Below are 19,004 nucleotides of genomic sequence, written 5' to 3'. Positions count from 1 at the left end.
CCCTTGTAAAGACACTATCGGCGTCGCCGCGCGCGGCTTGAATCGCGCCCCTGGCGGCGGATCAGGCGGTCACCTGCCGGGCGGCGTCGAAGGCCGCGTCGAACAGGCGCTGCACCGGCGGTCCCATTTCCCCGACCAGTACCGCCAGCAGCGCCAGGCCGAGCACCACCGCCACCGGCAGGCCCAACTGGATCGGGTTCAGTGCCGGCGCGGCCTTGGCCAGCGCGCCGAACGCCAGGTTCACCGCCAGCATCGCCACCATCACCGGTAGCGCCAGGGTCACCGCGCCGCGCATCATGGTCATGAAGAAGTCCGGCGCCACGGAGGCCATCGCCTGCGCGTCCGGCAGGGCGTGTCCGATCGGCAGCGCCTTGTAGCTGTCCACCAGCAGCGCCACCACCGCCAGGTGGCCGTTGGCGGTGAAGAACAGCAGGCCGAAGGCGAGGTAGAACCACTGCCCGATCACCCCGGAGGTGACCCCGCGCAGCGGATCGGCCATCTGCGCGAAGCCCAGGCCGGTGCTCTGCGACACCAGTTCGCCGGCCATCGCGCCGGCCTCGAAGATCAGCCGCAGCATGAAGCCCATGCTGGCGCCGACCGCCAGCTCGCGCGCCACGCTCAGCACCACGGCGGCATCGAACCCGTCCCAGTCCGGCACCGGCGGCAGCAACGGCGCCAGCGCCATCGCCAGGGTCGCCGCCAGCATCACCCGGATCCGCGCCGGCACCGCGCGGGTGCCGACCACCGGCATCGCCATCAGCATCGCGCCGATGCGCAGCATGGTCCACAGGATCGCGCCGACCATTGCGAAGGCCTGCTGGCCATCGATCACCATTTGCGTGGCGGAATCCATCGGCGTGCTGGCCCGGCTAACCGATCAGATGCGGGATGCGCTGGAACAGCATGGTGGTGAACTCGACCAGGTGCGCCAGCAGCATGCTGCCGGTGGCGAACAGCATCGCGGTCAGGGTGATCACCTTGGCGACGAAGCCGATGGTCGGCTCGTTGAGCTGGGTGGCGGCCTGGAACACGCCGATCACCACGCCCACCACCAGCATCGCCAGCAGCAGCGGGCCGGCCACCCACAGCACGGTGATCAGGCCGCCGCGCAGTTCGGTCAGGGCCAATTCGGGACTCATCGGCTCAGACTCCGTTGAAGCTGGCGGCCAGCGTGCCGACGGTCAGCACCCAGCCATCGACCAGCACGAACAGCAGGATCTTGAACGGCGCGGAGATCAGCATCGGCGACATCATCATCATGCCCATCGACATCAGCACGCTGGCCACGACCAGGTCGATGATCACGAACGGGATGAAGATCAGGAAGCCGATCTCGAAGGCGGTCTTCAGCTCCGAGGTCACGAACGAGGCCACCAGCACCGGGAACGGGATCGCGTCGGGGCTGCTGTAGGTGCCGTTGCCGGCCATGCCGGCGAAGGTCATCAGGTCGGCCTCGCGCACCTGCGCCAGCATGAACGCGCGCAGCGGCTGGGTGGTCAGGGTCCAGGCGGTCTGGAAGTCGATCTGGCCGTTGAGGTAGGGGCTCATGCCCTGGCCCCAGGCCTTTTCCCACACCGGCATCATCACCAGCGCGGTCAGGAACAGGGCCAGGCCCATCAGCACCTGGTTGGACGGAGTCTGCCCGGTGCCCAGCGCCTGGCGCAGCAGGCCGAGCACGATGGTGATGCGGGTGAACGCGGTCAGCACCAGCAGCATCGACGGCAGCAGGGTGATCGCGGTCATCAGCAGCAAGGTCTGCAGCGGCAGGCTCACTGGCTGCGCGCCGACCTTGCCGACATTGACCTGCGGCAGCGAGGGCAGGGTCGGCGCGGCGTTCTGCGCGGCCGGCGCGTCCTGCGCCGCCGGGGCCGCCGGGGCCGCCGGCGGTGCGGTCCGGGCCTGGGCCCAGCTCAGCGCCGGCAGCAGGCTCAGCGCCAGCAGGATCAGCAACAGGCGCAGGCCGCGCGCGTAACGGTTCCAACGAAGCAACATGGTCATTTGTCCTTGCGCAGCTTCTGCGCCAGCAGCTGGGCGAAATCGGGAAGGTGCTTGAGCTGCTTGAGGTTCGGCAGCGACGGGGCCGGCGCCTTCGGCAGCGGCTCGGGCAGGTGATGCAAGGTGCGTACCCCGCCGGCCGACACGCCGAGCAACAGCTGCTCGCCGTTGACCTCAACCACCACCACGCGCTCCTTGGCGCCGACCGCCAGGCTGGCCACCACGCGCAGGCCGTCGGCCGGGCGGAAGCCGCTGCCGGGCAGGCGCTTGAGCACCCAGGCCATGCCCAGGATCAGGCCCAGCACCAGCAGCAGCGCCAGCACCGCGCCGAACAGGCTTGGCGGCGACGGCGCGGCGCTGCTGCCCACGCCGGAAGCGGCCTTGGCCGCCTGGGTCGCGGCGGCGAGCAGTGCGCTCACCGCAGTCTCCGGATGCGCTCGGTGGGGCTGACCACGTCGGTCAGGCGCACGCCGAAGCGGTCGTTGATCGTCACCACTTCGCCGTGCGCGATCAGGGTGCCGTTGACGTACACGTCCAGCGGCTCGCCGGCGCCGCGCTCCAGTTCCACCACCGAGCCCTGATTGAGCTGCAGCAGGTTGCGGATCGGGATGCGGTTGCGGCCGACTTCCAGCGACAGCGTCACCGGCACGTCCAGGATCATGTCCAGATTCAGGTCGTTGCCGGCGGCGCCGGGGTCGGCCTGCAGGCTGTCGAACTGGGCCGGGACGGCCTCGGGGTTTTCGTTCTGGCTCATGACGGGTCTTCCTGCAGGGCGGGGCGGCGACGCGGCGCGCCCGGGGGTTGGTTGGAAATGATCTTCACGGCGTTCTGGCCGCGCGAGACGCCGAACTCGCCGGTGAACACCGGGATGTTCTCCACGCACAGCGGCACCTGCTTGGGCAGGTCGATCGGCAGCACGTCGCCGATCTTCAGCCGGGTCAGCTCGCGCAGGGTCATCTGCTTCTGCGCCAGCACACTGGAGATGGTGACCTCGGCGGTGTTGAGCTGTTCGCGCAGCATCACGTTCCAGCTTTCGTCGCGGTCCACGCGGTCGCTCTGGATGCCGGCGTCGAGCAGTTCGCGGATCGGTTCCAGCATCGAGTACGGCAGGGTCACGTGGATCTCGCCGCCGCCGCCTTCCAGCTCCACGTGGAAGCGGCTGACCACCACGTACTCGCGCGGGGTGACGATGTTGGCGAAGTGCGGGTTGACCTCGGAATTGAGGTACTCGAACTCCACCTCCATCACCGGCGCCCAGGCCTCGTGCAGGTCGGCGAAGGTCTGCTTGAGCATCAGCTGGATCACCCGCATCTCGGTCGGGGTGAACTCACGGCCCTCGATGCGGGTGGGATAACGGCCGTCGCCGCCGAAGAAATTGTCGACCACGGTGAACACCAGGGTCGGCTCGAACACGATCAAGCCGGTGCCGCGCAGCGGCTTGAACTTGATCAGGTTCAGGTTGCTCGGCACGTACAGCGAGTGCATGTAGTCGTTGAACTTGATCAGGTCGATGCCGCGCACCGACAGGTCGGCCGAGCGCCGGATCAGGTTGAACAGGCCGATCCGCCACAGCCGCGCGAAGCGCTCGTTGACCATCTCCAGGGTCGGCATGCGCCCACGGATGATCCGGTCCTGGCTGGAGAAATCGTACTGGCGGGCCTCGCCCGGCGCCGGCGGCGGCGGCTCGGTGTCCACCGCGCCGACGTCGACGCCGTGCAGCAGCGCATCGATTTCGTCTTGGGAAAGCAGGTCGGTCATCGCGGCGGCGCCTTACTGGGTCACGAAGCTGGTGAACAGCAGGTCTTCCACGCACTTCTTGCCGGTCTCGGCGGTCATCAGCTTCTGCGCGTCGGCCAGCGCGGCGGCCTGCAGCTTCTTGCGTCCGGTGATGTCGGCGATGTCCTGCGCCTGCACCTGCGAGAACAGCATCAGCAGATGCGCGCGGATCGCCGGGGCGTTCTCGGTGATCAGCTTCAGTTCTTCCGGGTCGCGGGTCATCAGCTGCACTTCCAGCTGCAGGTAGCGCGGATCGTCCTCGCCCCTGCCGTTGAGATTGACCACGAACGCCGGATCCATCGCGAAGTACTGCGCCGGCTTGGGTGGCTCGGTGGTCTTGGCCTCGGCCTTGCCGTGCGCGGCATCGGGCTTCTTCAGGAAGAACCAGGCGCCCGCGCCGCCGCCGCCGAGCAGCAGCACCGCGACGGCGACGATGACCAGCAGCTTCTTCTTCGACTTGCCGCCTTCCGGGGCGTCCTTGGCGTCGGCGGATTTCTTCGATTTGTCGGCGGCAGCTGCCACGGATGGCTCCTTAGAGGGTGACTGCCCCTAGGGATGCAATCGGCGTGCCGAAATCGGGGATCCGGCTTGCCGGATATTTGACGGGCGCGCGGCGGTGCGCCTCGGCCGCGATGCGCGCGGCTGGCGCGGGGCGCAAACTCAAGCGCCGCCGGGCGTTGCCGGCGGAGCGATCGGGGAGTGGCGCCGGCCGGCCGGGGGCGCTCGCGTCCCCGGCGCACCCGCCGCGGCGCGGCCGGATCAGGCGTAGGCGTCGAGCAGGCCGCGCTGGCGCAGCACCACCGACGGAATCCCGACGCTGGTCAGGGCGTCCTCGCCGCGCGTATCGCCGCCGGCGCCGGCGCTCGTCCCCTGCGGCGCGTTGTGCGAGGTCTGCTGGTGCTGCTGGCCGACGTCGGCCTGGCCCAACTGGAAGCCGTGCTGGCCGAGCATGTCGCGCAGGCGCGGCAGGCTGTTCTCCAGCGCCTGGCGCACGTCGGCCTGGTTGCTGCTGAAGCTGGCGTTGACCTGGTCGCCGCTCATGTGCAGGCGCACCTCGACCGGGCCCAGCTCGGCCGGATTCAGCTTGATGTGGGCATGGCCGATCTTCTGGTCGGCCAGCCAGCTCACCCGCGCGCCCATTTCCTCGTCGAACGCGTCGCCATGCAGGTTCGGGGTCGGGGTCGGCGAACCGGTGAAGGGCGCGGCGGTGTCCATCGCGCGGGCCGGGGCGTGGATGCCGGCCGGGGCCAGCAGATTGATCGGATCGGTGCCGCTGCCGGCGTCGGCGCTGCCGCCATCGCTGCTCTTGTCCGCGGCGGTGGCCAGCGCCGCCAGCGCGGCCACCGGCGCCGCGGCGTCGCCTGCGCCCGCCGCCTGCGCGGTGGCGCCGGCCACTTGCGCCAGCAGGCCGCCGAAACCGCCGGCGGCGACGGCCGCACTGGCGCCGGTCGCGCTCGGCGTGGCCGCCGTCGTCGCCGTTGCCGCGGGATCGGTGGAGGCGCTGGCCAGCGCATCGCCGCCCAGCAGGCCGGCGATGCCCTTGGCCGCGGCGCCGGCGGCGCCGATCGCCAGCCCGGCGGCCGCGCCCAGCGGACCGGCGCTGGCCGCGGGCAGCGCCGCGCCGAGCGCCGGCAGCAGGCTCAGGCCGATGCCGGCCAGGCCGGCCGGCGGCCAGCCGGCGTCTTCCTCGTGGTCCTGGTCCGCGCTGTCGTCGGCCTTGGCGCTCTTGGCCGGCGCCTTGGTTTCCTCGCTGCCCTTGGGGGTGCCGCTCTTGGCGGTGTCGCGCGCCGCCTGGCTGCCGGCCTCGGCGCTGCGCGCCGGGTCGCGCGTGCCGTCCTCCGCCTCGGGACGCTTGGCATCGGCGTCCTTGCCGGACGGCTGCTGCGGCTTGGCCGCCGGGCGCGGCGCCGGCTTGGGCGCGGCGTTCTTGCTGTCGTTGCCGAGCAGGCGGGCGAAGTCCTGGCCGCCGCCGCGGTCCGCGCCCTGCGGATCGGGCGCGCCGCCCGGCAGGCTGGTGCGGCCGCTGCCGCCGAGGGCGGAAAGTGCGTTGTTCATCGGTTGTCTCCGTTGTCGCTGTCGCTGTCGGCGGCGGCCACCGCCAGGCGTACCCGGCGCGCGCCGAGGTCGTCCATCTCGCGCTGGCTGCGGCGATCGTCGACCTTGCGTTCCTGTGCGCGGTAGCTGGCCGCGAGCTGTTCCAGCACCTGCTTGTCGCGGCTGGCCAGCAGCAGCCGGCTGCGTTCCATCTCCACCTTCTCGCGGTTGCGGTCCACGGTCTGGCATTGCTGCTGCACCGCGCTCTCCAGGCGGTCCAGGAAGGCGCGGCGGTTGGCCAGTTGCGCCAGGCTGGTGGCGGCCATCTGGCTGTTGGCGTACTCCTCGGCGTAGCGGCGCAGTTCCTCCAGCCGCGACTCGTGGGTGGCCAGCGCCCGCTGGCGCTCGGCCAGGTCGCGGGCGACCTCGTCCTCGTGTTGCTGGGCGCGGCGGAGCAGGGGATCGAGACGCTGTGATTGCATCATGGCTTAGTTCTCACGTTCGACCAGGCGCCGCAACGCGGCCTGGCTGTGGGGCAGATCGGCGGCCTTGGCGACGTCCTGTCCGAGGAATTCCATGATCTCCGGCCAGCGCTCCAGCGCCTCGTCCACGGCCGGATCGTTGCCGCGCTGGTAGGCGCCGATGGTGATCAGGTCGCGGTTGGCCGAGTACGCCGCCACCAGCCGCTTCAGCGCGCGGATGCGCAGCCGCCACGGCTCGTCGGCGATGTCCTGGACCACGCGGCTGACCGAGGATTCGACGTCGATGGCCGGGTACAGGCCGCTGTCGGCGACGCGCCGCGACAGCAGGATATGGCCGTCGAGGATGGCGCGCGCGGCATCGGCGATCGGGTCCTGCGGATCGTCGCCTTCGGTCAGCACGGTGTAGAAGGCGGTGATCGAGCCGCGGCCCTTGGCGCCGTTGCCGGCGCGCTCCACCAGCGCCGGCAGCTTGGCGAACACCGACGGCGGGTAGCCGCGGGTGGTCGGCGGCTCGCCGACCGACAGGCCGATCTCGCGCTGCGCCTGGGCGAAGCGGGTCAGCGAGTCCATCAGCAGCAGCACGTTCAGGCCCTGGTCGCGGAACCACTCGGCGATGGCGGTGGCGCGGTAGGCGCCGTGCAGGCGCGCCAGCGGCGGGCGGTCGGCCGGGGCGGCGACCACCACGGCGCGGCGCAGGCCTTCCTCGCCCAGGGTGGTCTCGACGAAATCGCGCACTTCGCGGCCGCGTTCGCCGATCAGCCCGACCACGATCACGTCGGCGGCGGTGTAGCGGGTCATCATGCCCAGCAGGGTGGACTTGCCGACGCCGGAACCGGCGAACAGCCCCACGCGCTGGCCGCGGCCGATCGGCAGCAACGCGTTGATCGCGCGCACGCCCACGTCCAGCGGGGTGGTGATCGGTTCGCGCGCCAGCGGGTTGATCGACACGCCGGCCATGCCGACCGAACCCTCGGCGCGGATCGGGCCCTTGCCGTCCAGCGGCACGCCGTCCGAATCGATGACCCGGCCGAGCAGGCCTTCGCCGACTTCCACGCCGCCGCGGCGGCGCACCGGCACCACCCGCGCGTTGGGCAGCAGGCCGTGGGTTTCGGCGCTGGGCATCAGCGAGGTGCGTTCGCCGGAGAAGCCGACCACTTCGGCATCGACCCAGCCGCCGTCGACCTCGACCTTGCAGGTGGCGCCCATCGGCGCTTCGCAGCCGACCGCTTCCAGGGTCAGCCCGACCGCGCGGCGCAGGATGCCTTCGCGGATCAGGCCGCGGCCGGCGGCGGGGTCGAGTTCGAGCTTGCCCAGGCGCGAGGCCAGGCGCAGGTTGCGCGCGTCCAGCCAGTCGGCCGGATGGGTGCCGGACAGCGCGCTCACAGGCCCGCTCCGGACTTGCGCATCACCGTCTCCAGCGCCGCACGCAGGCGCGCGTCCAGGGTGCCGTCGATGCGCACCGCTTCGGCGTGCACGCGCAGGTCGCCGCGGCTCAGGGTCAGGTCCGGCACCAGCCGGGTGCCGTCGGCCATCAGCGCCAGCAGCGGGGTCAGCGCGGCGATGTCGTCCGGGTGCAGGCGCACCTCGACCTCGCGGCGCGCGCCGCCGACCGCGTCCAGGGCCTCGCCGACCAGGTCCGACAGCAGCGCCGGATCGGCCTCGTAGGCGCGCCCGACCAGGCTGCCGGCGATGCGCACGGCCAGCTCGCCGAGCGCGCCGACCACTTCGTTCTCCAGCCGCGCCAGCGGCCGCGAGAAATTGTCCAGTATGCCTTCGATCTGCGCGGTCAGGCGGCGGATCTCGGCCTGGCCCTGGGCCAGGCCCTCGGCATGGCCGCGTTCGAAGCCCTCGAGCTGCGCGGCAGCCTCGATCGCCTGGATCTCCTCCAGGCTCGGCGGGCGCAGCACCGGCTCTTCGGGAAACGCCTCGTCGTCCTGCGGCTCCGGCTCCGGCAGCGGCGCCACGTTGAGTTCCGGCGCCAGCCAGCGCACCACGTTGCCGTTCATACCATCGCCTCCGCGCCGGCGCCGCCGAGGCTGATCACGCCTTCATCGGCCAGGCGCCGCACGATGGTCAGGATCTCCTTCTGCGCCGCTTCCACGTCGGCCAGGCGCACCGGGCCGCGCGCTTCCATGTCCTCGAGCAGGATTTCGGCGGCGCGCTGCGACATGTTCTTGGTGATCTTCTCGCGCACCTTGATGTCGGCGCCGCGCAGGGCCAGGCCGAGGCGGTCGCCGCTGACTTCGCGCAGCAGGGTCTGCAGCGCACGGTCCTCCAGTTCCACCAGGTTGTCGAACACGAACATCAGGTCCTGGATGCGGGTGCTGAGCTCGGCGTCGATCTTGCTGATCGCCGCCAGCACGCCCTGGTCCGCGCCGCTGTCCATGAAATTGAGGATGTTGGCCGCGACCTTGACCCCGCCCACGTTGGACGACTTCAGGCCCTGGTTGCCGGAGAACTGCCGCTCCATGATCTCGTTGAGTTCGTTCAGCGCGTTCGGCGGGATGCCGTCGAGCGTGGCGATGCGCATCAGCACGTCGGCGCGGGTGCGCTCAGGCAGCAGCTTCAGCGCCTCGGCGGCCTGGTCGCTGTCCAGGTGCGCCATGACGATGGCGATGATCTGCGGGTGCTCGTTGCGTACCAGGTCGGCGACCGCGCGCGGGTCCATCCACTTCAGCGTGTCCAGGCCGGTGGTGTTGCGGCCGAGCAGGATGCGGTCGATCAGGCCGCCGGCCTTGTCCGCGCCCAGCGCCTGCACCAGCACGTTGCGGATGTAGTCGTCGGCGCCCACGCCCAGCGAGGTCTTGCTGCCGAGTTCGTTGTTGAACTCGTCCATGACCTTCTCGACCTGGTCGCGCGAGATGCCGCTCATGGTCGCCATGGCGATGCCGATCTTCTGCACCTCCTTGGGGTCCATGTGCTTGAGCACTTCGGCCGCGTCGGCCTCGCCGAGCGACAGCAGCAGCACGGCGGCACGCTGCACTCCGTTGATGGCGCTGGTATCAGGCTTCACTGGCGACCCATCCCTTCACGACTTGCGCAACGCGCTTGGAATCCTGCTTGACCGCCTCGCGCGCCAGGCGCAGGCGCTCCTCGTAGGCGTCGGGCAGGGCGATCGCCGCCTGCCCGCCGCTGCCGCCGCCGGCGATGCGCGCGGTGTCCTCGGCCAGCGACGGCAGCAGCGGATCCTCGTCGTCCAGCATCGAGACATCGGCGCTGTGCGGCTCGGCGCGCTCCTTGTTCTTGGCCGGGGCCGGCCCGGCGATCTGGCGCAGCGCCGGGCGCAGCACGCCGAACAGCAGGGCCAGCACCACCGCCGCGCCGAGCAGCAGGCGCAGCCCGTTCATCACCCGCGGATCTTCCCACCAACCGGGCTTGTCCGCCGCTTCCGGCGCCTGCCGCACGAACGGGGCGTTCATCACCGAGACGGTGTCGCCGCGCTCGGCGTTGAAGCCGACCGCCTGCTTGACCAGGCCCTCGATGCGGGTCAGTTCGGCGGCGCTGAGCGCCTGCTCGACCATCTTGCCCTTGGCGCCCGGCCGCGGCACGTGATCGACCAGCACCGCCACCGACACGCGCTTGATCCGGCCCGGCGGCTGCCGGGTGTGCTGCAGGGTGCGGTCCAGCTCGTAGTTGCGGGTCGCGCTCTTGGAGGTTTCGGTCGGGGTCGCGGCGGCGGCCTGCTGGGTCGCGCCCGGCGTGGCGCCCGGGGTGCCGGCGGCACCCGGCTGGCCCGGCGCGGCGGCGCCCGGCGGGGAATTGCTGGTCGCGCCCGGCACGCCCTGCGGGCCGGCGGCGGCGGTGCTGCTGTCGCTGACCTGCTCGCTGCGCAGCTTCGGCGGCTCGCCGTTGTACAGCTCGCGGGCTTCCTCGGTGACCGAGAAGTCCATGTCCACGCTGACTTCCGGATTGACCCGGCCCGGGCCGGTCATCGGCTCGAGCAGCTCGCGGATGCGCTGGTTGTAGGAGGCTTCCTGGCGGCGCACCTGTTCGAACTGGGCGGCGTTCAGGGCCGCATCGCTGTTCGGGTCGGCGATGGTCAGCATGCGTCCGCTCTGGTCGACCACGGTGACCCGGTCCGGCGCCAGGTCGGGGATGCTGGAGGCGACCATGTTGACGATCGCATCGACCTGGTTGCGTTCCAGGGTGGTGCCCCCGCGCAGTTCCAGCACCACCGAGGCGCTGGCCACGTCGCGCTGGCGGGTGAACGCGCTGGGCTTGGGAATGGCCAGGTGCACGCGGGCCTCGCGCACCGGGCGCAGGCTGGCGATGGTGCGCGCCAGTTCGGTTTCCAGCGCGTGCTGGTAGCGCGCGTTCTCCACGAACTGGCTGACGCCGAAGCCCGGGTCCTTCTCCATGACCTCGAAGCCCATGTTGCCGTTGTCGGTCAGGCCGGAGCCGGCCAGCTTCAGGCGCGCGTCGTAGAGCTTGTCCTGCGGCACGGTGATCGCGCCGGTGGCCGGGTCGAGCTTGAACGGGATCTGCGCGGTGCGCAGCAGGTCGGTGGCCTCGGCCGTGCCCTTTTCGTCCAGGCCGGTGTAGAGCGGGGTATAGGCCGGCTTCTGCGACCAGAAGAACACGAACAGGCCGGCGGCCACGGCCACCGCGATCATCGCCATCAGGCCGATGCGACGGGTGATTTGCAGGCTTTGCAGGCGATCGAACCAGGCGCCTGCCTTTTCGCCGTTGAAAGAGTCTTTGCTGAGCGCAAGAGCCATCGTCGTCTACCTTACAGCGGCATGTTCATCACGTCCTGGTAGGCCTGGACGAGTCGGTTGCGGACTTCCACGGTGGCGCGGAACGCCACCTGGGACTGTTGTGCGGCCATCATCACCTTGGCCAGGCCGGCGTTGGGGTCGCCCATTTCGAACGCCTTGGCCAGGTCGCCGGCCTTCTGCTGGGTCTCGTTGACCCCGCTGATCGCGCTGCGCAGGGTCTCGCTGAAGCTCGGCCCCTGCGTGCCCTGGGTCCCGGTCAGGCCCTCGATCGCATTGCTGCGCGCGGCATCGTCCACCCGCGCCGGCGCGGCCTGGCCGACCTGGCTCTGGTAGCTGCGGATCTGCGAGAGGATCGAACTGATGGAGTCGCTCATACGGGGATGTCCATGCCGGGGCGGCTACCGGAGATGGATGCAAGCGGCGTGCCGAAACGGAGAGCCCTGCGGAGAGGGGCCCTGGGCGGAGTCGAACAGCACGCCGGCGGCGGGGCGATGGGCGTTCTGTCGCGGCTGAAGCCGCTCCTACAGAGGCCGTCGCTGTAGGAGCGGCTTCAGCCGCGACAGGCGCTCACGGCGCCGCTTCCGCCTCCGTCAATGCGCGGCGCATCGCGCCGCGACGGCCATCGCCCTCGGCGTCGGCTTCCCGACGCGGCCCGGCCAGCGTCCCGCGTGCGCGGGTGCCGGCCGATTGACGCGCCGCGCCGGAGCGGACCGCTGTGCGGATCGGGATGCAATCCGGGTGCCGGTCCCGTTGTCGGCGGCGCTCAGTCCGGCAGCCAGGCCGCGCGCCAGGCATGCAGGTTGGCGCCCTGCAGCATCCAGTCGCGGCGCACCGCCGCGTGCAGCGCCGCGCCGGCCGCCGCCCGCGCCTGGGCATCGGCCAGGTGCATGCGGATCGCATTGGTCCAGTCGCGGAAGCGGTTCTTCACCAGCGTCGCCGGCGGGCCGTCCTGGTAGGGCGCCAGGTCGCTGGCCACCACCGGGTAGCCGCAGGCGCCGTATTCGAGCAGGCGCAGGTTGCTCTTGCAGCGGTTGAACAGGTTGTCCTCCAGCGGCGCCAGCGCCAGGTCCAGGCGCAATGCGGCCAGCGCCCGCGGATAGCGGTCGAAGTCCACGCCGGGGTGGACCTCGGCCACGTGCGGGCGCAGCCGCTCCGGGCACATGCCCATGAACACCCAGTGCACCTCGCCGGCCAGCGCCTGCACCACGTCGGCGATCAGTTCCAGGTCGCCGGTGTGGCTGGCGCCGCCGGCCCAGCCGACCCGTGGCTTGGCGCCGGCGGCGGGCGCGGACGGGGCCGCCAGGTCGCCCCACATGCGCGGATCGAGCCGGTTGTGGACCACACGGAGGTCCGCATGCAGGCCGGCGAGGGCCTCGGCCAGGGCCGGGGTCGATACCACCACCCGGTCGACCAGCGCCGCGGCGCGGCGCAGCGAGCGCAGCACGTCCTTGGGCATCTGCTCGCGATGCACGCTCTTCAGTGGCAGATTGGGCAGGTAGTCGTCCAGTTCGTAGACCTTGAACGCGCGGGAAAAGCGGCGCATGCGCTCCATCTTCGCCAGTTCGGCATCGCCGACCCGGCGCTGCACCACCACCGCGTCGGGGGCGATGCGCTCCATTTCCACCGGGTCGAGCAGGCGCGCGTAGTACACGCCATCGATCCGGCCGGCCTCGGCCAGCGCCTGGAACGGCTGGATCACCCGGTAGTGGCCGCTGCCGAAGGCATCGCCGGGATGCGCCAGGATCCGCGGCAGCGGCCGCCACGACAGCGGCTGCCAGGAGAACTCCGATTCGCCGAGCTTGAACCCGCCCGGTTGCTCCAGGCCCAGGCTGAGCGAGTAGGCCGGGTCGTGCGCCATGGCCGGCAGCCAGTGTTGCAGCAACGCGTCGTCCGCGCGTTCCGGGCGCGCCGGTGCGGGCGCCTGCAGCAGCAGCGCCTCCGGCGTCCACAGCGTCCATTCGCCCAACGCCGCGGCACGCAGGCACAGATCCACGTCGGCACCGCCGGCTTCGAAGCCGTCCGCATCGAACCCGGACAGACGCTCGAACAGCGCGCGCCGTACAAGCATGCAGCGCTCGGAGACCGCGCTGTAGCGATGCGCCACCTGCAGCCGGCCCAGGTAGCCGGCCTGCGCCATCGGTTCGCCGGCGAAGGCATGCCCGGACCCGGGTAGCAGCCCCGGCAGCAGCCCGGCGTGGGTGATCGTGCCATCGGCGGACACGCCCTTGGCGCCGACGATGCCGACCTCCGGGCGCTGCGCGTGGTTCATCAGAGCGTGCAGCCAACGGTCCTGGACCACGGCGCTGTCGGCATCCAGGAACAGCAGGTAGTCGCCGCGCGCCTGGGTCGCGGCCAGGTTGCGCGCCTGCGCCGGGGCGACGCGCGCGTCCAGCGCGAACACGCGGACGCGTCCGGCGCCCAATTCGGCCACCGCCTGCATCCACTCGGCGACCGCCGGCGAGGCGCTGCCGTTGTCGACCAGCAGCAATTCGTAGGCCGGGTAGGCGGTGTGCTCGAGCAGGCCGACCACGGCGCGTTGCAGTTCGGGCAGGTTGTCCTGGCCGAGCATCACGATCGAGACCGGCGCCTGGTCGGCATGCCCGTAGTCGACGCGGTGCAGGCCGCCGGGCAGCGCCTCGACCTTGGCGTCGGCGTAGCCGCGCGCCCGAAGATGGTCGGCGATGGCGCGCTGCCGCGCCTCCGCGCCGGTGTCGGCCTGGAGCGGGGCGGCGATCAGCAGCGGTTCGGGCAGATGGACGAGGCTGGCGCCGGCATCGCGCAGGAACAGGCGCAGGATCAGGTCCAGTTCGTTGGCGCCATCGTGGGCGGGATCGAAGCCGCCGAGTTCCTCCACCAGCGCGCGGCGGAACACCCAGTGGCGGGCGGTGGCCAGCGGATTGCCCAGCAGCAGGTCCAGGTCCGGATCCGGACGCAGCACCGGCGCCAGCGTCTCGGCATCCGCCGCCAGCCATTCGTCGGCATACAGCGCGCTGCATTGCCGATGCTGGGCCAGTTCCAGCACCAGCCGCAGCAGGCCGCCGGCGCAGAAGCGGGAGCCGGCGGCAGCGCACAGGAACCAGTCGGCATCGCCGAGTTCGCCCAACGCGGCGTTGAGGCCGGCGGCCTCCTGGGCGGCCGCCTGCGGCAGGTATCGCACTCGCGGATCTGGCCATGGCATGGTGCCCGCATCGCCGAGTATCGCCACCGTCAGCGTGGCGCCGGCGGCGCCGTCCTGCAGCAGGCTGTGCAGGCTCGCCGCCAGTCCGGCGGCATCGCCGGCGCGCGCGTCCAGCAGGACCGCGAGCTTGGCGCCGCCGCCCAGCTCCGCCAGACGCGCGTCCAGCAGGGCGCGCTGGGCCGGCGCCAGGTGTCGCCGCGCCTGCCAGTCGCGCAGCGCCAGTTGCGCCCGCCCGCGCGCATACGCCGCCTGGATCGCCTGCAGCAGATCCACCGGTGCGGCCGCGGCCGAGCCGTCCAGCGGCGCCACGTGGACCAGGCGCACGTCGCCGTCGCCGCGGTACCACCCCATCGCGCGCACACCGTGGCGGAAATCCGCGTGGCCCTGGTCGCCGATGCCCGGCTGGTCGCGCCCGGCCTGGCTGAATTGGTCCTGCGACACCCGGAAGCGGGTCAGCGGCCGCGCCAGCAGGGCCAGGTTGCCACGGTGCAGCAGCTTGGCGTACAGCGCCAGGTCGCCGACCCAGTGGATCAGGCGGCCGTCCAGCATCATCAACTGGTCGCCGATCTCCAGCAGATCCTGGCGCCGGCACAGCACGCAACTGGGCTCGCCGATGAAATTGATGGTGTGGTCGGCGAGGAAGGACAGCAGTTCGGGCCCATCGAGCACCACATCGCCGGCGAACGGGAAGCTGGTGGCGTGGATGTCCGGCAGCGGCGCGTCGTCGCCGTCGATGCGTTGCCGGCGCGAGGAGGCCAGCACCACATCGGGGCCGGTCTCCATGGCGTGTACCAACGCGGCGATGCAGTCCGGGTCCAGCACGTCGTCGTCGTGCAGGAACTTGACGTACTCGCCCTGCGCCAGGCCGATGCCCTTGATGGTGCTGCCGAGTTCGCCCAGGCGGCTGGGGTTGCGCTGGTAGCGGATCGGGAAGCGCGCGTCGGCGCGCTTGCGCTCCACCACCGCGGCGATCGTGCCATCGGGGTTGTCGTCGCAGATCACCAGTTCCAGCGCCGGATAGGTCTGGCCCAGCACGCTGTCCAGCGTCCGCTCGAAGTACCGTAACTTGTAGGCCGGCATGACGATGCTGACCAGGGCGTTGCCACTCATGGAGGATTGGCCGTCTCGAAGAAGGAAAGAACTGCAGCAGTGCTAGACCGAGGTCGAAAGAACCCGATGCGACCCATGACCCGCTCGGGTTCGTAAGCATGGATCGTGCCTAGCGGTGGCGTGCCGCGGTGATGGACTTGCCTGCCGTGCGGCTGATGCATGGTCGACTAGCATGTGAGTGGAGGCGCGCTAGCTGTCCGACGCCTAGCAGGACAGCTCGCGCGGGCGAAGCTGCTTGCTTGATGACGTTCAGCCGCTTGAGTGCTTTCAGTGCGCCTTTGCCAAGGTTTTTTCAGTGCCGCATTTCTCGGCCTTCAGTTCAGCAGCGCCGCGATCAAATTGCCGGGACTGGTGTCCGGCTGGCGCAGCATGACGCGATACGGCTGGGCACCGCTCGCGCGCCGTATCGTACCCATGTCCAGGATCGAACGCCGCATGAAGAAGACCGCAGGCGCACTCCTCTGCCCTGGGCGCAGCACGCTGGCGATTCCGTCCGCCGAACCGGACCAATAGGCGACTCCAGCCGAGGCCTCGGCGACCTGAAGACAGCCCAGGCTACGCCGATAGAATTCCAGTTGCTGTCCTAGTGCCTGTGCCGCAGCAGGTGCCAGTTCCACGACGACCTCGCTTTCGGGAGCCTGGATCTTCAGGGCCAGCAGCGCCTCCAGAAAGGGCAGCGGCGTGTCCAGTACATGGACGCGTTGGAGCGCGCCGCAAGCATGCAACTCCGCCACGACGGCATGCAGCTCGCCTTCCGGCGTCTGATCCTGATCGAAGGCCAGCATCTGGTCCCAATCGTAGCTTCTGGCGATTGCATCGAGCCTGGTGGCAACCTGATGAGAACGCAGATCCGCGAAGCCGTCTTCAATGAGCCGCGGGATCGGTTCATCGCGCAGGGCGCGCAAATGGGTCGACGTGACGCCGGCAACCGGGAAGCGCAGCAGATCGTCCTGATCCTGCTCGATCAGGCTGGAAATGAAGGCGGTTACCCCCACGGTCTGGATACCGAGCGTTGCGAAAAATTCACTGAGCACAATGCCCAGGCGCGTGTTATCCACGTCGTGACGAAGGCACTCCAGCACGATATCTCCCACGCGCAGTTCGCTCCTGGCAGCTTCGAAGTCCAGCACGGGAATGCCGTCCAGATCATCGGGGATTTTGCGCGGATACACGATGCCCGAGAGTTGAATCGCATTCAGGACTAGGAACTGCTTGAAGAAGTTGAGTGCCGGGTTCTGCAAGGCCCAGCCGGCTGCATAAATTCGCATCATGGCTTCCTGAATTCAAAGAACAGGGTGTCGCCGGCCTCGATACTCAGGCCTTGGTCGCTGCGCATCTGGTGGGGATAGGCGATCACGGTCCTTCCGTCCTTCAGTCCGCAACACAGGGTGGCGAATGCGGCGACTTCCTCAAGCCCGTTTTCGCGCGCAAGCGCACGAACTTCTTCCGGCAAAAAATGGCGGTAATGCCATTTGTAGCCGCCGTAGGGCATGACGCTCTCGTTGGGACAGGAAATGAACAGTTGTCCGCCGCGTTTCAGAGACTTGCTCAGCACCCAGAAAAGAGCTTCATGGTTCTTGACATGCTCTAGTGACTCCATGCTCATGACGAAGTCGAAGCAGGCTTCGGGCAGGTCGAAGGGAAACAACTTGGCGGCCCAGATGATATTTGGAGCCGGGATTTTGCGGCTCGCCAGGGCAATGCTCTCCTCCGATCCGTCGATTGCAAGGATCGATGCGTGGGTTTCGCGTGCCACCAGTGCCGCTCCGTATCCGGAACCGCAGAACACGTCCGCGCCGAAAAGCCGGGGATGATCGTTGGGCAAACGCGAGGCTGCGTAGCGATATCGCCACAAGTGATCCTTGCCGATCAGGTTCTGGTCGAGGGTGGGATATCTCTCTCCGCTCTTCAGTGCGTAGTCTTTCATCGTGCGGCTTCCTTGGATTCATGACCATAGACATGGATTGGCTCGTCATAGCGGGTGTCGTACACCGTACGGCTGGGCACATCCCGGTCATACAGGCGTGGCCAGCCCAGTTCGCAGTGGCGGCCGATTCGGACGCCAGGGCCGACCACCGCTCCCATGCGCAGGATGGCGTGCGTGCCGATCTCCGTGCCGTGGCCGATGCTTACGCCGATGTCGCACCAACATGACGGGCGCAGATGCACGCCAGCGCCGATCTTGACTCCGTCGTGCACCACGGTGTTGTAGTCGATACGGCTGCCCGCGCCGACCACCACGCCGTCGCCGATGAAGCAGTTGCGGCCGATCACTGCGTCGGCAGCGACCACGGCCGACGTGCTGACGAAAGACTCCAGGCTAAAGCCGCGCGCCATCGCCAACTGCATCAGCTCCATCCGGTTGAAATTGCCGAAGCTTTCGTCGTAGGCGATGAACACTCTGTCCGCATCCGGGTCCAGACCATCCAGTGCGTCCAGATCGAAGCTGTAGTCGGCGCGTAGCGAAACTTCGATCCTGCGCACGTCGGCCTGCGGCTCGGCCTGCCTCCAGGCATTGAAGACCTGTTCCAGGCAGATGCCGGTTCCGATGACGCATCTAGAGGCCATGATCTGTCTCCATCAGAGTCGCGTACCAGCGCTCCACCAGGCGGTTGGTGAACTCGTAGACCCCCTGGGTCGGCATCGGTGCGTCCATGTGCAGTGCGGATTGCACATGTTCCATGATCTCCACGTCCTCGCCAGTCACCAGCCGGCTGCCATGCATGTGCGAGAGCAGGTTCCAACTGGAAAAGGCATAAGGCTTCTTCTTGCGCGTGGTGAACCAGTAGATTTCCAGGTCGGTCCTGTCCGGGGCCACGGGGATGTGGTGTTCCAGGGTGAAGGAGTAGCCACCGTTGGGGCAGGCGATGTGCATGTTGGGAAACGTCAGCCAGTTGAAATAGGCGTCCTGTTCTCCCCAGCGCTCGACCATCTCATGGAACGGCAGACGCTTGGGTTCGGTGATCGGCGCGTCGGCGCCGGCCGAACTGAAGCGGCGCATCTCCGCGCGTAGACCGGTTGGGCTGGTGTCGGTCAGCGGACGGAGGCTTTCGGCCGCCAGTTCGGTGTCGACGTAGGCGGTGAAATCGAATTCCCGGGCGAGGCTCTTGGGATGGACAAAACGCGGGTGATTGGCGTCGCGCAGGTTCTCGTACGCCAGCTTCCAGTTGAACTTGCAGTGCCAGGTGGTCACCATCACCTCGCCGTCGTACAGGTTGGAGCTGCTTTCCAGCATGGAGATGAAGTGCGCGGGGAACTGTTCCTCGATCGGCATCGGGTCGCTGTCCAGGTTGACGAACAGCACGTTGCCGATGGCGTGCAGGGCGAACTCGCGCAGCCGGAGCTTCTGCTGTTCGGCCTGGCTTATGCGATACAGGGCACGACATTCGGGGATGTTCTTGATCGCGCCGTCCTGGTCGTAGCTCCAGGCGTGGTAGGGGCATACCAGCGGACGTCGTCCGATCGGCGCGGTCTGCAGCGGCGCGCTGCGGTGCAGACACACGTTTTCGAACGCGCGCAACTGGCCGTTGAAATTCTGGATGACGACCGGGATGCCGGCGATCTTGCGGGTGATGAAGCCGTTGTTTTCCGTCAGCAGGGTCTTCAGGCCGGCGAAAAGCCAGACCTTGCGAAAGATCTTTTCCTGCTCACGGGCAAAAATCTCCGGTGACAGGTAGTACTTGGGGTGCATTCGCGAGCGCATGAAGTAGC

The 19,004-nt window shown here is 69.3% G+C and carries 19 protein-coding genes; all 19 read right to left on the bottom strand.

The annotated features are described in order from the left end of the window. Positions 1–61: 61 nt before the first annotated feature. The 19 genes from fliR to AB3X07_RS11635 all read right to left on the bottom strand — a co-directional run bounded on the left by fliR (position 62) and on the right by AB3X07_RS11635 (position 18,996). Entirely contained in the window at positions 62–853 is a 792-nt protein-coding gene (gene fliR, locus AB3X07_RS11725) for a flagellar biosynthetic protein FliR (protein WP_369938793.1), read from the bottom strand. 16 nt (positions 854–869) lie between these two features. Continuing rightward, entirely contained in the window at positions 870–1,139 is a 270-nt protein-coding gene (locus AB3X07_RS11720) for a flagellar biosynthetic protein FliQ (protein ID WP_369938792.1), read from the bottom strand. A gap of 4 nt (positions 1,140–1,143) precedes the next feature. Next, a complete protein-coding gene (gene fliP, locus AB3X07_RS11715) occupies positions 1,144–1,992 on the bottom strand; it encodes a flagellar type III secretion system pore protein FliP (RefSeq protein WP_369938791.1) in 849 nt (282 codons plus the stop codon). Positions 1,993–1,994: 2 nt separating this feature from the next. Continuing rightward, positions 1,995–2,414, bottom strand: a complete 420-nt coding sequence (gene fliO, locus AB3X07_RS11710) for a flagellar biosynthetic protein FliO (RefSeq protein WP_369938790.1) — start codon at positions 2,412–2,414, stop codon at positions 1,995–1,997. Beyond that, a complete protein-coding gene (gene fliN / locus AB3X07_RS11705; RefSeq protein WP_369938789.1) occupies positions 2,411–2,749 on the bottom strand; it encodes a flagellar motor switch protein FliN in 339 nt (112 codons plus the stop codon). The genes fliO and fliN overlap by 4 nt, the downstream gene beginning before the upstream one ends. Next, on the bottom strand, positions 2,746–3,753 hold the full coding sequence (gene fliM / locus AB3X07_RS11700) for a flagellar motor switch protein FliM (protein WP_369938788.1): 1,008 nt from the start codon (positions 3,751–3,753) through the stop codon (positions 2,746–2,748). Before fliM ends, fliN begins: the two co-directional genes overlap by 4 nt. 12 nt (positions 3,754–3,765) lie before the next feature. Beyond that, positions 3,766–4,293, bottom strand: coding sequence for a flagellar basal body-associated FliL family protein (locus AB3X07_RS11695; RefSeq protein ID WP_369938787.1), 528 nt, complete (start codon positions 4,291–4,293; stop codon positions 3,766–3,768). 237 nt (positions 4,294–4,530) lie between these two features. Then, on the bottom strand, positions 4,531–5,826 hold the full coding sequence (locus AB3X07_RS11690) for a flagellar hook-length control protein FliK (protein WP_369938786.1): 1,296 nt from the start codon (positions 5,824–5,826) through the stop codon (positions 4,531–4,533). Beyond that, positions 5,823–6,290 (bottom strand): flagellar export protein FliJ, encoded by a 468-nt coding sequence (gene fliJ / locus AB3X07_RS11685; RefSeq protein ID WP_369938785.1) that lies wholly within the window; start codon positions 6,288–6,290, stop codon positions 5,823–5,825. The genes AB3X07_RS11690 and fliJ overlap by 4 nt, the downstream gene beginning before the upstream one ends. A gap of 3 nt (positions 6,291–6,293) precedes the next feature. Continuing rightward, positions 6,294–7,670 (bottom strand): FliI/YscN family ATPase, encoded by a 1,377-nt coding sequence (locus tag AB3X07_RS11680; protein WP_369938784.1) that lies wholly within the window; start codon positions 7,668–7,670, stop codon positions 6,294–6,296. Next, positions 7,667–8,293: a FliH/SctL family protein gene (locus tag AB3X07_RS11675; RefSeq protein ID WP_369938783.1), complete on the bottom strand. Its 627-nt coding sequence runs from the start codon at positions 8,291–8,293 to the stop codon at positions 7,667–7,669. The genes AB3X07_RS11680 and AB3X07_RS11675 overlap by 4 nt, the downstream gene beginning before the upstream one ends. Then, a complete protein-coding gene (fliG, locus tag AB3X07_RS11670) occupies positions 8,290–9,279 on the bottom strand; it encodes a flagellar motor switch protein FliG (RefSeq protein ID WP_369944737.1) in 990 nt (329 codons plus the stop codon). Before fliG ends, AB3X07_RS11675 begins: the two co-directional genes overlap by 4 nt. Positions 9,280–9,289: 10 nt before the next feature. Beyond that, complete coding sequence (fliF, locus tag AB3X07_RS11665) at positions 9,290–11,005, bottom strand: flagellar basal-body MS-ring/collar protein FliF (RefSeq protein WP_369938782.1); 1,716 nt, start codon at positions 11,003–11,005, stop codon at positions 9,290–9,292. Positions 11,006–11,016: 11 nt separating this feature from the next. Next, the gene (fliE, locus tag AB3X07_RS11660; RefSeq protein WP_369938781.1) at positions 11,017–11,379 is read right to left on the bottom strand and encodes a flagellar hook-basal body complex protein FliE; all 363 of its coding nucleotides are present in this window, start codon (positions 11,377–11,379) and stop codon (positions 11,017–11,019) included. A 389-nt stretch (positions 11,380–11,768) separates the two neighbouring features. Beyond that, positions 11,769–15,293: a glycosyltransferase gene (locus AB3X07_RS11655; RefSeq protein ID WP_369938780.1), complete on the bottom strand. Its 3,525-nt coding sequence runs from the start codon at positions 15,291–15,293 to the stop codon at positions 11,769–11,771. A gap of 314 nt (positions 15,294–15,607) precedes the next feature. Beyond that, entirely contained in the window at positions 15,608–16,561 is a 954-nt protein-coding gene (locus AB3X07_RS11650) for a hypothetical protein (protein WP_369938779.1), read from the bottom strand. Further along, positions 16,561–17,220, bottom strand: coding sequence for a class I SAM-dependent methyltransferase (locus tag AB3X07_RS11645; RefSeq protein ID WP_369938778.1), 660 nt, complete (start codon positions 17,218–17,220; stop codon positions 16,561–16,563). Before AB3X07_RS11645 ends, AB3X07_RS11650 begins: the two co-directional genes overlap by 1 nt. Then, complete coding sequence (locus AB3X07_RS11640) at positions 17,217–17,861, bottom strand: UDP-3-O-(3-hydroxymyristoyl)glucosamine N-acyltransferase (protein WP_369938777.1); 645 nt, start codon at positions 17,859–17,861, stop codon at positions 17,217–17,219. Before AB3X07_RS11640 ends, AB3X07_RS11645 begins: the two co-directional genes overlap by 4 nt. Continuing rightward, complete coding sequence (locus AB3X07_RS11635; RefSeq protein WP_369944736.1) at positions 17,851–18,996, bottom strand: aromatic ring-hydroxylating oxygenase subunit alpha; 1,146 nt, start codon at positions 18,994–18,996, stop codon at positions 17,851–17,853. The genes AB3X07_RS11640 and AB3X07_RS11635 overlap by 11 nt, the downstream gene beginning before the upstream one ends. Positions 18,997–19,004 lie beyond the last annotated feature (8 nt).

The sequence above is a fragment of the Xanthomonas sp. DAR 35659 genome (assembly GCF_041242975.1).
In the GTDB taxonomy this organism is placed as follows: domain Bacteria; phylum Pseudomonadota; class Gammaproteobacteria; order Xanthomonadales; family Xanthomonadaceae; genus Xanthomonas_A; species Xanthomonas_A medicagonis.
This window is presented reverse-complemented; position numbering and strand designations above follow the sequence as displayed.

What these genes read in the sequence shown, in the direction of transcription:
- fliR (WP_369938793.1), bottom strand. Translation starts at nt 853, where the DNA reads ATGGATTCCGCCACGCAAATGGTGATCGATGGCCAGCAGGCCTTCGCA.
- AB3X07_RS11720 (WP_369938792.1), bottom strand. Translation starts at nt 1,139, where the DNA reads ATGAGTCCCGAATTGGCCCTGACCGAACTGCGCGGCGGCCTGATCACC.
- fliP (WP_369938791.1), bottom strand. Translation starts at nt 1,992, where the DNA reads ATGTTGCTTCGTTGGAACCGTTACGCGCGCGGCCTGCGCCTGTTGCTG.
- fliN (WP_369938789.1), bottom strand. Translation starts at nt 2,749, where the DNA reads ATGAGCCAGAACGAAAACCCCGAGGCCGTCCCGGCCCAGTTCGACAGC.
- fliM (WP_369938788.1), bottom strand. Translation starts at nt 3,753, where the DNA reads ATGACCGACCTGCTTTCCCAAGACGAAATCGATGCGCTGCTGCACGGC.
- AB3X07_RS11690 (WP_369938786.1), bottom strand. Translation starts at nt 5,826, where the DNA reads ATGAACAACGCACTTTCCGCCCTCGGCGGCAGCGGCCGCACCAGCCTG.
- fliJ (WP_369938785.1), bottom strand. Translation starts at nt 6,290, where the DNA reads ATGATGCAATCACAGCGTCTCGATCCCCTGCTCCGCCGCGCCCAGCAA.
- AB3X07_RS11675 (WP_369938783.1), bottom strand. Translation starts at nt 8,293, where the DNA reads ATGAACGGCAACGTGGTGCGCTGGCTGGCGCCGGAACTCAACGTGGCG.
- fliF (WP_369938782.1), bottom strand. Translation starts at nt 11,005, where the DNA reads ATGGCTCTTGCGCTCAGCAAAGACTCTTTCAACGGCGAAAAGGCAGGC.
- fliE (WP_369938781.1), bottom strand. Translation starts at nt 11,379, where the DNA reads ATGAGCGACTCCATCAGTTCGATCCTCTCGCAGATCCGCAGCTACCAG.
- AB3X07_RS11655 (WP_369938780.1), bottom strand. Translation starts at nt 15,293, where the DNA reads ATGAGTGGCAACGCCCTGGTCAGCATCGTCATGCCGGCCTACAAGTTA.
- AB3X07_RS11650 (WP_369938779.1), bottom strand. Translation starts at nt 16,561, where the DNA reads ATGCGAATTTATGCAGCCGGCTGGGCCTTGCAGAACCCGGCACTCAAC.
- AB3X07_RS11645 (WP_369938778.1), bottom strand. Translation starts at nt 17,220, where the DNA reads ATGAAAGACTACGCACTGAAGAGCGGAGAGAGATATCCCACCCTCGAC.
- AB3X07_RS11640 (WP_369938777.1), bottom strand. Translation starts at nt 17,861, where the DNA reads ATGGCCTCTAGATGCGTCATCGGAACCGGCATCTGCCTGGAACAGGTC.
- AB3X07_RS11635 (WP_369944736.1), bottom strand. Translation starts at nt 18,996, where the DNA reads ATGCGCTCGCGAATGCACCCCAAGTACTACCTGTCACCGGAGATTTTT.